This window comes from Acidobacteriota bacterium, from assembly GCA_012729555.1.
In the GTDB taxonomy this organism is placed as follows: Bacteria; Acidobacteriota; UBA6911; order UBA6911; family UBA6911; genus UBA6911.
In genome coordinates this window covers 38921-52793 of the sequence record JAAYCX010000040.1, presented here as the reverse complement: position 1 = coordinate 52793, position 13873 = coordinate 38921, and the positions used below count along the sequence as shown (strand labels likewise).

The window sequence follows — 13873 nt, the reverse complement described above, 5'->3', positions numbered from 1 at the left end:
ATGCCGATTGCGCCGTCAGTCCCCGCCTTCGGGGGAGGGACCGGTCCCCGTCCCGAGCTTGCGCAGCTTTTCGACGAAGGTGGTCCGTTTCAGGTGCAGGAGCGAGGCCGCCCTCTTCTTGTTCCCCCGGGTCGCCTCGAGGCTCCGGAGGATGAGGCGCTTCTCCAGGTCCGATATCACGGCGTTGAAGTGGACGCCGTCCTCGGGGATCTCGATCTCACCCCGGTCCGGGTCGGGACCCGTCCGCCGGGCGACGGCGGGAAAATCCCCCGGGTCGAGCAGCGGGCGCTCCGCGGAGAGGGAAACCGCTGTTTCCACGGCATTTTCGAGCTGGCGCACGTTTCCGGGCCAGTCGTGGGCCACGAGGAGGCGCAACGCGTCATGGGACACCTGTTTGGGAGGCAGGGACCGGTCGGCGCAGAACTTCCGGACGAAATGGGCGGCGAGCAGCGGGATGTCTTCCCTGCGCCTCCTCAGCGGGGGGACGCGGATGGGGATCACGCCCAGCCGGTCGTAGAGATCGCTTCGGAATCCCCCCTGCTGAACGGCGGAGGCGAGGTCGGTGCTGGAGGTGGCGATGATCAGCTCGAACTCCCGCTCCCCGAGCGCGCGGAGCAGCTCGAGCTGCAGGTCGATCGGCACTCTGGAGACCTCGTCCAGGAAGAGGGTCCCGTGCCGGGCCTCCGAAAGCCGGCCGAAGAGCTCCTCTCCGAGCAATTGGGGGGGGGTGGCGCCGCAGCGGATCGGGACCAGCGGCTGGTCCTTCCGTGGGCTGTTGGAGTGGATGGCACGCGCGACCAGTTCCTTGCCGGTCCCCGGCTCCCCCTCGACGAGGACGGTACCGGTTTTCCGGGCGACCAGGCGGACCAGGTTGCAGACATCCTGCATCGGGGCGCTCCCGCCCACCAGGCCGGAAAACCGTTGCCTTTCTTCCAGTTCACCCCGCATCCGGAGGTTTTCCTGCTTCAACCGTGTTTCTTCGAGCCCCCGTTCCACCCGCAGGACCAGCTCGGCGGGCTGGAACGGCTTGGGGAGGAAGTCGCACGCCCCCCGGCGGACGGCGTCCACGGCCGAGGGGATGTCCGCGGGGTCGGTCAGGAGGAGGACGGCGGTCCCGGGGAAGAGCCGAAGTGCCTCATCGAAAAGGGTTTCTCCCCCCGCTCCGGGGCGACGGAGGCCGGTGACGATCGCGTCATAGGGGGATCGGCGGAGCATGGCCAGGGCCGTCCGGCCGTCGGCGGCCTCATCCACCGCATGCCCCGCGTCTCCCAGGGCGCTGCGAACCAGCTGGCGCATGGGACCCTCGTCATCGACGACCAGGATCCGGACGTCTCCGGGTTTCATGGCTCTCCCGTTCTGAACCGGGGCCATGATATCAGCTTTTCGGCAAAATCGTCAAAATAATGACACCCAAAGTGCTGATTCCCGCGCGGAAAATGGACATTTCCGCGCGCAACGGGGTCTTCCGGCCTCGCGAGGCGGCTCCCCGCCCCGGGGTGCGGTGCCGTCAGCCGCAAAATCTTTCCGGGGCGCAGATGCGATTCAGTCCAGTGTTCAAGCGGCCCGGAACCGGTTGCGCTCCCGCCCCGGCGGCGCCGCAAGGTGTCCGGGCCTCGAAAATCCCCGTTTGCGTTCGAATTGGAATGCGAATTGCAACGAAGACGGGCGTGATTCAGGAAATGCACGGGAGATCCGAAAAGCCGATGCGCGCTGCAAAAAAAACAATGCGTTACCGTTGCTTCAAAGGCCTCGTCAAACTCCACTTGGTGAGCCAATCCGGGGTGCCGGGAACAACGCGGGCCGCGGCGCAGCCCATGCCTGCCGCCACCGCAAGCCTCCCCGCATGCCTGAATCACGGATTTTCCGGCCGGCCGGTTTCGGCCGGCCTCCTGCAGCCGCCGCGCTTTTCGGTGTTCCCGTCACCCCGCTTGAGGAGCTGTTCATGACACCCCCCGATCGGTTGAGCCCGCACAATTGCGGCCGGACGGCTGCGGTACGGGGCCTGGCGGCGCCCGGGGGGCGGACGCCCCGCGTGATCGCGGTGACCAGCGGGAAGGGGGGGGTCGGGAAGACCAATATCGTCGCCAACCTATCGGTGAGCCTGGCGGAACTGGACCGCAAGGTCATCGCCCTGGACGGCGACTTCGGACTGGCAAACCTGGACATCCTCTTCGGCATCGCGCCGCGGTACCACCTGGGCCACGTGCTCTGCGGCGACCGGACCATGGGCGACATCTGCGTCCAGGGACCGGCGGGGGTCCGGATCATTCCCTCGGGGAGCGGGCTGCAGCGCATGGCGGAACTGACGCGCGCCCAGAGGAGCCGGCTGGCCGGGGAATTCGCCCGGATCGACGCGGACACCGATTACGTCATCATCGACACCGCGGCGGGGATTTCGCGCAACGTGATCCAGTTCCTGCTCCTGGCGGGCGAGGTCATCGTCGTCAGCACCCCGGAACCCGCGGCCATCGTCGACGCCTACGCCGTCATCAAGATCGTCCTGGCGGAGGCTCCGGACAAGAATATCCAGGTCGTCGTCAACTGCGCGGAATCCGCCTCCGATGCCCGGGAGGTATTCGGCCAGATCGACTCGGTGGTCCGGCGCTTTCTCGACCGCGGAATCGAATACCTCGGGCATATCGAGCGCGACCCCCGCGTGCCCGAGGCGGTGCGCGCCCAGGTCCCGGTGGCGCACCGGTTCCCCGACTCCCCCGCCGGCCGCTGCTTCCGTCTCCTGGCGCACCGGCTGACGCAGCGGGAGGGGGAGATCCGTTCATCCGAACTTTTGCTTTGGGAAACACTGCTCAACGACTGGGTCAACTGATTTCGAATAGCCTGCGGGCCGGCCACGCTTTCTCGAACCCGGCGCCGCCACGAGGATACGACGATGCAGAACGCGGCACAGCAGACAAAGAGCTTCGAATCGATCGATCAGACCGGCGCCGAGCGCGACGCCCTGATCCTCGAACACCTCCCCCAGATCAAGTACATCGCCCAGCGGATATCGACCAAGCTCCCCTCCCACGTCGAACTGAACGACCTGGTGAGCGCCGGGATCCTCGGGCTGCTCGACGCCATCGAGAAATTCGACCGCAGCCGCGGGGTCAAGTTCAAGACCTACGCCGAACTGCGCATCAAGGGGGCGATCCTGGACAGCCTCCGGAACCTGGACTGGGCGCCGCGCTCACTGCGCAAGAAGAGCAAGGACCTCGAGCGGGTCCACCGCGAACTGGAGCAGCGGCTCGGCCGGCCGGCGACCGAAAAGGAAATCTGCGACGAGATGGAGATCACGCTCGATGAGTTCTACGAGCTGGTGGACCAGATCAAGGGGCTGAACCTCGGCAGCTTCCACGAACTCGCCGGGCAGGACGACGACAGGAACAGCGACCCCCTGGTCAAGTACGTGCCTGACGCCCCCCAGATGGACCCCTTCTTCGTCTGCCACAAATCGGAGATCCAGGAGATCCTCGCCACCACCATCGACACCCTGCCCAAGAAGGAACGGCTGGTGGTATCCCTCTACTATTTCGACGAACTGACCATGAAGGAGATCGGGAAGGTGCTGGGGGTGAACGAGTCGCGGGTGTCGCAGCTGCACACCAAGGCGATGCTGCGGCTGCGCACCAAGCTCCGCCGGGTCAACGAATAGGCCGGTCGCGAATCCCCTCGAGGGGGGGCGCCATGGAGATCGAGCGCACGGAACCCCGGGCCGGCCCGGACGCCCGGAGGATGAAGCGGGCGGGCACCACCGCCCGCAGCCCCGACCTGGCGAGGCTGGAAGGACTCGCCCGCTCGGTCCCCGACATCCGGGAAGACCGGGTCGCGGAACTGCGCGAGCAGATCCGGAGCGGCGGCTACCACGTCGACTCGGATACAATCGCGGAAAAGATCATCGCCGACCACACCCCGGAAGAATCCGGCTAGGATCCCAATAGCGCCCGGGCCTTCACGAGGTCGCCGGTGCCGAAGCCTTCATCGAACCTTCCGTAGAGACGTTCGAGCCGGGCGCGCGCCCCGGCCTCCCCGTCCCGTTCCCTCATATAAACGGCGAGGCTCGTCGCCGCCCGCAGCTGGATCGAGAGGGCGCCCTGGTCATGGGCCGTGCGGATCGCCCGTTCGAAGCAGGCGGCCGGGTCCCGGTCCCCCCCCTCCCTGACGATGCGCCGCGCCAGCAGCTCCCCCCTGATCCGGTACAGTTCCGCGTCCTGGTGATGCGTCCCGGTCCGGCGCGCGATTTCCAGGGCGCGGTCGACCGCCTCGAGCCCCTCTCCCGCCTTGCCCGCCTCCAGGCAGGTTTCGGCGAAAACGGCGAGCAGCAGCGGGGCGAGGCCGAGGGCGCCGGCGGCCGCGGCCTCGCCGAACGCCCGGCGTGACTGTTCCAGGCCGTGGTGGACCTGCCCCAGCCGGGCCAGCGCCCATCCCCGGATGCTTTCCATCGGTGCCAGCCACGATTCCGCCAGGCGCCGCCCGCGCCCGAGCCTGAGAGACTCCTCGGCGCAGTCGAGGGCCGCCTGCGGCTCCCGGCGCTCCTTGTGAATCCACGCCTTGCAGAGACCGGCGAAGATGCCGATCCCCGCCTGCGGCTCCGTGCGCGCCCGGGAGAGAACCCCGGCGACCGCCTCGAGCGCCCTTTCGGGGAAGCCCAGGTGCCACTGCAGGAGGGCAAGCAGGGAGCGGCTGAGCGGGCTCCGGCTCCGCTCCAGGTGCGAGAGGGCCGCGGTGAATTCGCCTTGATCGAAGAGGCTCGACCCGAGCGCGTGGCGGGCGCGGTCGAGGAGGGAGGCGTTTCCCCCGGCTCCGGCGAGACCCATCAGGCGTCCCGCCAGCTCGTGCGCCTGTCCCGGTTCGGCCCGCACCCGGTGATACCACCAGAGGCCGTAGAGCGAGCGGGAGAGGAGCTCCCCCTGCCGCGCCCCCCGGTCCGGGCGCCACCCGGAATGGATTTCGCGCGCCCGCTCGAAGGAGCGGCGCACCTCCTCCTCCCCGGCGCCGCGGGTGATCCACAGCCCTTCCCCCAGGGCGTTACGGAGGCGCGCCTCGTGCTCGGCGCGGCGGGGGGCGGCGACGGCCGCCAGCAGCTCGAGGCCGCGCCCGGCCGCCTCGAGGGCCTCGCGCCCGGCCAGACGGGCGAGGGCGCTTTCGGCCGCCTCGGCGTAAAATGGGAGGGCGCGCCCCGGTTCCCCCGCGCGGTCGTAATGGCGCGCCAGCGGCGCGGCCGGGTTCCCGTCACCGTCCGGGCGGGAGCGTTCGAGGTGTCGGGCCGCCCTCAGGTGATACAGCGCGCGCGTCTCGCCGGGCAGGAGCCGGTAGCAGACGTCGCGCCGGAGGGTGTTCGTGAACCGGAAGCGGCCGTTTCCGCCCGTGCCGTCCGGCGCGGGAGCCGACAGGAAATCCCCCCGCGCGGCGAGGTCCCGGAGCCGGGATTCGATCCTCCCCGGCTTCTTGCGCAGCATGGCCGCCACGGCGGAGGCCGAGAACGCCTCCCCCTCGACGCTCGCGGCCCCGAGCAACCCCCGCTCCTCCATCGTGCAGCGGTCGAGCCATCGCTCGATGACCTGACCGGCGGTCGGGGGGACGAGACGCGCCGCCTCCTCGAGCGGAACACCGAGTCTCCAATGGCCGTCCTGCTGCCGGGCGAGGCCGCGCTCGCACATCCCCTCCAGCACCTTGACCAGGAACAGGGGATGGCCGCCGGTGCGCCGGGCCAGGCAGGGGGCCGTTTCTTCGGGGAAGCGGTGCCCGGGGAAGCGGCGCGCCAGGTAATCGGCCATATCCGCCTCCCCCAGGGGGCCGAGACCGATGCTCACGCACTGCCGGTGCGCCTGCAGCTCGTGGAGGATCTCCCCGAGGGGATGGCCGTCGGCGGCCTCGCCCGTACGGTAGGTGCCCACGAGCAGGAGCCGGGCCGGGCCGCGGCGCTGGGCCCAGTAGGAGACGAGGTCGAGCGTGGCGCTGTCGCTCCAGTGCAGGTCCTCCAGCACCAGGATGAGCGACCGGTCGGCCGTCAGCGCCTCCAGCGCCTCGGCCATTTCGCGCAGCATCCGCTGGCGCGAGGCGTCGATCGTCGCCCGCCGCACCCTTGCGAGATCGGCCGCGGGGATGAGCGCAGGCATCTGGGCGAGCCAGAGCGGCGCGTGGCGGCGCAGGACGGGCAGGACCGCGCGCCTGTGGCCTGAGGCGCCCAGGGCGGTGACCGCCTCGAGCACCGGCATGTAGGCCTCCCCGGCGCCGAGGGAGCGGAGGCACTGGCCCCGCGCCACCACCGGCCGGAGGGCGCGCTGTCTGCCCGCGACGGCGGGGCGGACGCTGTCGACGAAAGCGTCGACGAGGCTCGTTTTCCCCATCCCCCGGGCCCCGCCGACGAAGACCACCTGCCGCCTGCCCGCCGTGGCCTCGGCCAGCGCGCGGTGGAGCGTGGCAAGCTCGGCCCCCCGCCCCACGAAAGCGTCCTCCGCCCTCCTGGTTTCGGCCGCGGCCGCCGGGGCGGCTTCCGCCGCCGGGACGGCGGGCGCCCGGTCGCGTCCGCCCGCCCCGATCTTGCGCAGACTCCCGACCCTGGCGGTCCGGCCGATGAAACGGTACCCCCGCCGGTGCACCGTCTCGACGAAGCGGGGGGCCTCGGCGCTGTCGTCCAGGGCGCGGCGGATCTCGGCCACGCAGTGCTTGAGCGCCTCGTCCCCGACGTTGCACTCCCCCCAGACGGCGTTGAGCAGGTCGGTCTTCGTAACCAGCGCCCCCGGCCGCAGCGCCAGGTGGCGGAGCAGGGCGAAGGTCTTCGGCCGCAACCGCACCTTTTCCTCCCCCTTCCAGAGCAGCTCGTTGGCGGGATCGAGGGTGAAGGGGTCGAACTGGATCGGCCGGTTATCGATCATGGCGCGGACACCGGAAATCGATCAATGCCAGGAAAATGTAAATTACACCGAAATTACACTACAGTTACATGATTTATCAAAGCTACTAATGCTATCAAATAGGCATTGTACTGAGTGCAGTTTGCTGGTTCGTCCTTCTTGGCTATTGGTAGCGCAGCACTTTTCGGGCGCAAGGGAACAGTGTATCTCAAGCCCATGATAGCGGTCTATCATTTTCGCCCTTGCCGCCAACAGCTTCTCCCGGCGAATCCACATCCTGCAATCGAGCAGCAACCGAGCCGCAGCACGGGGCTCCTCCCTGTGCTTTATCGGCCGGGGGGCCAAACCAAAGGAGATATTCTATGAACGGGACACGGAAAAGATTCAACATGGCCGGCCGGCTGGCCCTGGCCGCCATGATTGTGACGCTTTCCTTCACAACGATGGTCTTCGCCGAAGGGGGCGGGCGGTACGAGGTCAACCCCTGGTCCTTCGGCGTGATGGCGGACACCCAGTGGACCGTGGACGAAGACCCTTCGGGCGAGAACCCGGAGTACGTCAGCGCGGCCCTGGCGCGGACTTTCCAGCAGCAGTTCATCAACGCCGGAGTCAAATTGGTCGTCCAGGTGGGGGATCTGACCGACCGGGCCGGGGACGAGGGGTTTGTGGCCCGCGCCGCGGCGGCGCAGCCCCTGCTGGACGCCGGGATCGGGTTCTTCCCCCTGCGCGGCAACCACGAAACCTATGGCTATCTGTATGGCCGTGACCCCGACTGGAACGTCAACGTTCCGGGATGGAGGGCCGCCTTCCCCCAGACCCAGGGGATGGGGACCGTCTACGGCGCCACCAATTTCAGCGCCCCCGACATCGACGACCTGGCCGGGCTCAGCTACTCCTTCGATTACGCGAACCAGACCGGGAGCGCACGGTTCGTCATCGTCGATGTGGAAGCCACGAGATTCATTGAGAGTCAAATCCTGTCAGATCCATCGGTCGACCCGATATATGGCGCCAACGACAACGCCTGGTACTATCTGGGTTGGATCGTGTACCAGTGGAAAGAGGAGTTCGGGACCACATTCGAGCCCGGGACATGGTTCCGCATCAGCAGCTCGGGCAGCGCGTCGACCAATTTTTACGGATTTGAAAACTACTGGCCATTTGCCGACTATATCGCCAAAGCAAAATACGACATCTCCGGAACCGAATACTGGCCCGGGATGCAGCAGGAGTGGATCGCCGAGCGGCTCGACAAGAGCACGCGCGGGACGGAGCACGCCTTCGTATTTTCCCACCGCGGCCTGATGGGGGCCAACCACGCCGACGGCTTCTTCGGGAGTTCCCCGGCTTCGAAAGCCGCCACCCAGACGCCGTTCTACCAGAGCCTGATGGAAAACGGGGTGCGCTACATGCTTTCGGGCCATGACCACCTGCACAACCGCGCGCTGGTGACCGACCCCACCGGCCAGTTCCAGGTGCAGCAGATCATCCACATGGCCGGCAGCACCAAATTCTACGCCGCCGCCGCGCTGGACGGCTTCAGCGGGGCGAAACCCCGGGAAACCCAGATTTCCCAGGAGCTTTTCAACGTGGGGTACTATGTCTACAAGATCGACGGCCCGCGCGTGACGGCCACCTACTATGGCGACCGCGTCAACGACTACCAGGATAACGAAGAATATCCTGATGGAGATGATTCCATCAACGGCAAGCTCTACCTGCCGCCCCTGGATTTCATCGAGAAGGAAAGCTACGGATACAGCACCAACGGGCGGCAGTTCCTGGTCGCCCAGGGCGGCTCCTATGCCGCGGTCGAGGACACCTTCGGAAAGACCAGGGCGCGGATCCTCGCGGGCAAGAACAACAGCACCAGCACCGACTCCACTCCGGAATCGATCGACGACAACGACACCCCGGACGACCCGAGCGACGATGTCGTCCTGAGCGCGCCGCGGCCGCTCAACAAGGTGGTCAACACCGGCTGGGTGCCCAATCCCGATCCGTACACCCTCAAGAGCGACATCTTCTCCCTGTGGGGGATGTCGGAGCTGGGCGCCGGGGGGATGACCGACCCCTACGTCCTTTCGATGTCGGTCGATTTCAAGAGGATGAACGGGCTCGGATACGGCGGGATCGGTATCGCCACCTTCGTCGACGGGGAGTGGGTCACCGCGGTGAGGGAGAATTTCGGCGGAACCCCGAAGTTCGTGGTGGGACCCTACAAGCCGAAGTACGGCCTCGGGACCTACGGAGTGGACCCGGCCACGAAGACGGCCTGGGCCGTGCTCAACTACAACGCCGATTTCGCGGTGGCCATGGATGTCGAGCCCGTGCCCGGCAAGGCCAACGGAAACACGGTGAAGAACGGGAACGGCCCCAAGAAGTAAAGGGCCGGCCCGTCAGGTGTTTGTGAATGGGACTTGAAGCAGGGGGGCCCTGTCCCCTTGCCGGAGAAGGTCGGGGGGAGCCGAGGTCGGCTTTGGACGACATATCGACTCCCCCCGATGCTTTTTGTGACATGAAGAATCGAATGCTGTGGGTGGTTTTTGCCCTGGCCTGCCTGGTCGGGGTGAATGCGTGCAATTTTTTTAAGAGTTATTCCCAGTCCTACGTCATTCTGCTGGGCACCCGGCAGGTCGGAAAGGAAGTCGTATCGGAAAAAACCGACCTGAGGGGGAACAGGGTGTGCCTGTCCGAGCAGGAGATGACGCCCCCGAATTCGAGTGAAAAACGGGTGATCCGGACGCGGATGGTGATTCCGAAAGAGGGGCGTTTTCCCGTCTCCTATGCTCAGGAGTCCGGCGAGGACAATTCGTACGAGATGAAACTGGAAGGGGAGCAGATCCTCAGGACGGGAGGGGGCGCCGGGGAATCCAGGACCCCCTTTCTGCCCGACATGCTCCTGCTCAACCCGACGGCTTTTCATACCCTCGACTACTGGATCCGGCATTACGACCTCCGAAAGGGGGGGCAGCAGTTCTTCCGGACCTATCTCCTCCCGGGCGGCGCCGTGGAACGGGTTTCGGTGTTCCCCCTTGACGCCGACATGGTCGAGAGCGGCGGAAAAAAGATAGAGCTGAAAAACTACCGGATCGAATTCGAGGACGGCCTGACGCTGCTCGTCTGGGTCGACGGGGACGCGCGCCTCTGCCGCGCCCTCATGGAGGGGTCCAACCTGGACGTGATCCGTTCCGATTTCTATGAGGCGGCCCTGGCCGCCAGGGACCGGTAGGAGAAGGAAAAGGCCTGCGGCGATTCTCCGGGATCAGTTGGACAGCATGCGCAGGTTCAGGACCCGCTGCCGGCCGGAGTTGTCGACGAGGATGATTTTCTTCAGCTCGGGGAATTTCCGCTGGATGAAGTCCAGGTAGAGCCTCTGCCTGGTCACCGTTTTGGCCTTGCGGTATTCGTCATACTGCTTCTTGAAGCGGTCGGCGTCCCCCTCGGCCCGGCTGACGACGTCGAACTTGTAGGCCTCGGCCTCCTCCAGGATCCGGCTCGCCTCCCCCTTGGCCCTGGGGAGGTTTTCATTGGCGTAGGACTCGGCGTTGTTCACCACCTCCCGCTGCTGGATCTGGGCGTTGATGACGCGCTCGAAGAAGGTGCGGACCCCGCGGTGGGGGGAGACGTCGCCGATCTCGATGGCGCCGACCCCCAGGCCGGTGTCGTGCAGGTCGAGCCGCTTCTGGATTTCCTCCTTCAGGTAGACCTCCACGCTCTTTTTGCCCACCGTGAGGATGTCGTCCACCGTTTTGGTGGCCAGGCTCTGGACGGCGGCGGCCGAGGCGATGTGCCTGAGGTAGTCCTCGCCGCTGTTGAGGATGAAGAGGTACTTGACCGGTTCCACGATGTTGTAGCGGATCAGGAAGTCGATGAAGACGATGTTGTTGTCCCCGGTGATGCAGTAGGCCGAGAGGGGCTGCGTCGCCTGGGGGCGGGCGGCGGCCGGACTCTGCTTGAGGGACAGGTCGGTGATTTCCAGGGTGTGCGTCGTCCTGACCGGCACCTTGGTGACCCTGTCGACGGGCCAGGGGATCCGGTAATGGGCGCCGGGCCCCACGCTGCCGTCGATCACCTTCCCGAAGCGCTGCACCACCCCGATCTCGCTTTCCGAAATCTTGTAAAACCCCGAGCCGAGGTAGATGACGGCCAGCAGGGCGCCTATCCCCAGGGCGTAATGGCGCAGCAGCGCACGTGCCGTCGATTCCAGGTGCTGGAGCGTCGTCTTTTCCATGGGTGCGCTCATCCGGTCAGCGGACCAGCTTTCTCGAGTTCAGGTATTCGAAGAGCTCGGAATCGGTCGAAAGAACCAGGGTGGTGTTCTTGTCCATGATCTCGGAATAGACCTGCAGCGATTTCGTGAACTTGAAGAACTCCGGGTCCTTGCTGTAGGCGTCGGCGTAGATCTTCAGCGCCTGCCGGTCCCCCTCCCCCCGGATCTCCTCCGCCTCCTTGTAGGCCGTGGCCAGCACCTCCTTGACCTCCCGGTCGGTGTTGGCCCGGATCCTGGTCGCCTCCTCCTCCCCTTCGGCGATGTACTTCACCGCCTCCTTGGTTCTTTCCGCCTTCATCCTCTGGTAGACCGCGTTGCTGACGAGGGCGGGGTAGAGGATCTTCTTCATGCCGACCTCGGTGATCTCGATCCCGTACTTCTGCCGCGCGCGCGTGTCCGACTCCGCCTGCAGGCGGCTGTAGATTTCCCCCAGTTTGACCTGTTCGGGCACGGTGTTGATGATCTTGTCGATCTCGTAGTCGCTGACGATGATGCCGAGCTGGGAATTCACCATGTCCCCCAGCTTCAGCCGGGCGTTGTCGACGTTGTTGAGCGACTGGAAGAAGAGCTTCGGGTCGTGCAGTTTCCAGGCCACGTAACAGGTGGCGACGATCGGATTCTTGTCCTTCAGCAGCAGCTGCAGGGTCTGGGCTTCGAAACAGTTGATCCGCTTGTCGAACGCGTTCACCTTCTGCCAGGGCCACTTGGCATAGAGTCCGGCCGCCTCCAGGTTCCTGACCGGCTTCCCCCACTGGGTGAGGATGACGCTCGTCCCCTCGTTGACGGTGAAGAACGACCCGTAGGCGAAAAGGGCGGCCAGCAGCAACGCTATGAGAACGATGATGTTTCTTTTCATGCCTGTCTTGACCTCATTCCTCTGTGCCGCCCGGTCCGGGAAGGGGGGCGGCGGCCCCCGAAGTCAGGTAGAGATCCAGCTCCCCGGTACGGGGGTCCACGAGGATCTTTTCCCGCTCCCCGAGGGCGGTCACGATGCTGGTGAAATAGAGCACCTGGCGGATGACGGGCTTGTGGCTGCGGTAGGCGCTCCACTTCGCCCTGAAGCCGGCCACCGCGGCCTGCGACTTGAGCACCTCTTCCTGGACGTAGGCCCGGGCGTCGCTGACGTTGGTGTAGGCCTCCCCCCGGGAGGCGGGGATTTCGGTGTTCCGGTATTCCAGGGCGAGGTTGATCGTTTCCTCCTTCTTCTGGTAGGAGGCGATCACGTTTTCAAAGGAGTCGGAGATCATGACCGGCGGGTGAATGTCCTTGACGTTGACCGCGACCACCTCGATTCCGGTATCGAGAGCGTCGAGTCTCTGCTGCAGGGCGGTGGCCACGGCCGATTCCATTTCCCGGCGGTAGGTGATGGCGATGTCGTAGAAGGGCTTGGCGGTGAAGAGATCCTGCAGGATCTTGTAGGAGATGTTTTCCATCAGCACCGTCGGATTCTCGATGTTGTAGAAATAGGCGTACAGGTTCCGGATCCGGTAGTGGAGGGTGATGTAGGGGTTGAGGAAGTTGTTGTCGCCCGAGAGGAAGTGGACCTCCTCGCCGTGCTCGTTTCCCCAGATCAGGGGCCGCTCTTCCTCCTGGGACACGTTCCCGAGGAACAGCTCCTGGATCCGGCCGGTCTGGACCACCCGGACCCGGTCGATGGGCCGCGGCAGCTTGAAATGGAGGCCCGGCCCGAGCGGCTCCGTCGTCCGGGGTTTTCCGAACCGTTCGACGACGGCCTGCTCGTCCATCTCGAGCTGGAAGCGCATGTCGTACAGGAGGGCCAGCAGGGCGGCGCCGGCGAGGGCGTAGCCTGAGTACCGGAGCGACAGGCGGGCGTACCGGACCAGGGTCGACCTGAGGATGTCGACGCTGTATTTCCGGTCGATCCACCGGAAGAGGCGGAGATAGGTCTCTTTTTCGAACCCGATGCCCAGGATCTCGAGGAAGCGGTAGCGCATCCGGAAGTCCCGGCGCTTCCCGTAGAGGTGGGCGAAGACGTTGAAGAGGATTTCCACCCCGAAAGAGAGGATCAGCAGCGCGATGGCGAGGCTCACCCAGCGGTCGATGTTGATGCCGAAATGGTAGAGGATGAGCGACAGGCCGGCCAGGGAGGAGCATGCCATGTCCCCCTTGGAATGCAGCCCGTCGGAGATCAGGGCCGCGGAGTTCTCGGCGCGCCCCACGTCCGAAAGAAACCTGAAAAGAAAATAGGAGCCGGCCGAAAGGATCAAAAACAGGATCCCGGTCAGCAGCGGCCGCTGGATGAGGACGATCTTCGTGGACCAGGCGTTGAGGATCAGGGAGACGGAGATGAAGGTGAGGAAGACGCCGATCAGGAGGGAACTGGTGCTCTCGATCTGTTCGCCGAAGAGCCGGCCCATGAATCGCCAAAAACCAAGGGGGCGCGCCGGCCCGTCGGCCCGCCCGCCTTCGGCGGCGGGCTGGGGGGGGCGCCGGGCCAGGGACGCACTCCTCCAGAGGGCGAAGAGAACCAGCACCGACGTGGTGATGTCGCTGAAGCTGTGCCACGCTTCCGACAGGACCGCGATGCTTCCCGACAGGAAATAGAAAAGGAACTTGAGCAGCGTGAGGCCGAGCGTGATGGAAATCGCGATCAGCGAGGTCCGGATCTTGGTGTTCATCAATCCGCCTTCATTCAGGGTCCACCGCCCGATGCGCCTTCGGGAGGGCTCTCATGGTATCGGCATCGACGGGCCAATATATCACAGGACCGGGTGAAAATGCTTTATGG

At 65.7% G+C, this 13873-nt stretch carries 10 protein-coding genes; 5 read left to right on the top strand and 5 right to left on the bottom strand.

Going from position 1 to position 13873, the window contains the following annotated elements:
• Positions 1–15: 15 nt before the first annotated feature.
• A complete protein-coding gene (locus GXY47_08255; protein NLV31134.1) occupies positions 16–1344 on the bottom strand; it encodes a sigma-54-dependent Fis family transcriptional regulator in 1329 nt (442 codons plus the stop codon).
• Positions 1345–1942: 598 nt separating this feature from the next.
• Between GXY47_08255 and GXY47_08250 the strand changes: the two genes are divergently transcribed.
• The 3 genes from GXY47_08250 (at position 1943) to flgM (ending at position 3924) form a co-directional block, all read left to right on the top strand.
• A complete protein-coding gene (locus tag GXY47_08250; GenBank protein ID NLV31133.1) occupies positions 1943–2824 on the top strand; it encodes a MinD/ParA family protein in 882 nt (293 codons plus the stop codon).
• Between the two features lie 63 nt (positions 2825–2887).
• A complete protein-coding gene (locus tag GXY47_08245; protein ID NLV31132.1) occupies positions 2888–3649 on the top strand; it encodes a FliA/WhiG family RNA polymerase sigma factor in 762 nt (253 codons plus the stop codon).
• A 32-nt stretch (positions 3650–3681) separates the two neighbouring features.
• Entirely contained in the window at positions 3682–3924 is a 243-nt protein-coding gene (gene flgM, locus GXY47_08240) for a flagellar biosynthesis anti-sigma factor FlgM (protein NLV31131.1), read from the top strand.
• On the opposite strand, the gene GXY47_08235 is transcribed toward flgM, so the two are convergent.
• Positions 3921–6872, bottom strand: a complete 2952-nt coding sequence (locus GXY47_08235; protein NLV31130.1) for an AAA family ATPase — start codon at positions 6870–6872, stop codon at positions 3921–3923. The genes flgM and GXY47_08235 overlap by 4 nt on opposite strands.
• 341 nt (positions 6873–7213) lie before the next feature.
• On the opposite strand from GXY47_08235, the gene GXY47_08230 reads away from it, so the two are divergent.
• Entirely contained in the window at positions 7214–9238 is a 2025-nt protein-coding gene (locus GXY47_08230) for a metallophosphoesterase (GenBank protein ID NLV31129.1), read from the top strand.
• Positions 9239–9381: 143 nt separating this feature from the next.
• The gene (locus GXY47_08225) at positions 9382–10083 is read left to right on the top strand and encodes a hypothetical protein (protein NLV31128.1); all 702 of its coding nucleotides are present in this window, start codon (positions 9382–9384) and stop codon (positions 10081–10083) included.
• 33 nt (positions 10084–10116) lie between these two features.
• Here the strand turns inward: GXY47_08225 and hflK are convergent, their stop codons facing one another.
• From hflK to GXY47_08210, 3 genes are read right to left on the bottom strand one after another with little or no spacing between them, the layout of a single operon-like run.
• Positions 10117–11085, bottom strand: coding sequence for an FtsH protease activity modulator HflK (hflK, locus tag GXY47_08220; GenBank protein ID NLV31127.1), 969 nt, complete (start codon positions 11083–11085; stop codon positions 10117–10119).
• 16 nt (positions 11086–11101) lie between these two features.
• Positions 11102–11980, bottom strand: a complete 879-nt coding sequence (hflC, locus tag GXY47_08215; protein ID NLV31126.1) for a protease modulator HflC — start codon at positions 11978–11980, stop codon at positions 11102–11104.
• A gap of 13 nt (positions 11981–11993) precedes the next feature.
• Complete coding sequence (locus tag GXY47_08210; GenBank protein ID NLV31125.1) at positions 11994–13763, bottom strand: protease modulator HflK family protein; 1770 nt, start codon at positions 13761–13763, stop codon at positions 11994–11996.
• Between the last annotated feature and the right edge of the window lie 110 nt (positions 13764–13873).

Excerpts from the sequence above, each read along its gene's own strand:
- flgM (NLV31131.1), top strand. The coding sequence starts at position 3,682 with ATGGAGATCGAGCGCACGGAACCCCGGGCCGGCCCGGACGCCCGGAGG.
- hflK (NLV31127.1), bottom strand. The coding sequence starts at position 11,085 with ATGGAAAAGACGACGCTCCAGCACCTGGAATCGACGGCACGTGCGCTG.
- GXY47_08250 (NLV31133.1), top strand. The coding sequence starts at position 1,943 with ATGACACCCCCCGATCGGTTGAGCCCGCACAATTGCGGCCGGACGGCT.
- hflC (NLV31126.1), bottom strand. The coding sequence starts at position 11,980 with ATGAAAAGAAACATCATCGTTCTCATAGCGTTGCTGCTGGCCGCCCTT.
- GXY47_08230 (NLV31129.1), top strand. The coding sequence starts at position 7,214 with ATGAACGGGACACGGAAAAGATTCAACATGGCCGGCCGGCTGGCCCTG.
- GXY47_08210 (NLV31125.1), bottom strand. The coding sequence starts at position 13,763 with ATGAACACCAAGATCCGGACCTCGCTGATCGCGATTTCCATCACGCTC.
- GXY47_08235 (NLV31130.1), bottom strand. The coding sequence starts at position 6,872 with ATGATCGATAACCGGCCGATCCAGTTCGACCCCTTCACCCTCGATCCC.
- GXY47_08225 (NLV31128.1), top strand. The coding sequence starts at position 9,382 with ATGCTGTGGGTGGTTTTTGCCCTGGCCTGCCTGGTCGGGGTGAATGCG.
- GXY47_08255 (NLV31134.1), bottom strand. The coding sequence starts at position 1,344 with ATGAAACCCGGAGACGTCCGGATCCTGGTCGTCGATGACGAGGGTCCC.
- GXY47_08245 (NLV31132.1), top strand. The coding sequence starts at position 2,888 with ATGCAGAACGCGGCACAGCAGACAAAGAGCTTCGAATCGATCGATCAG.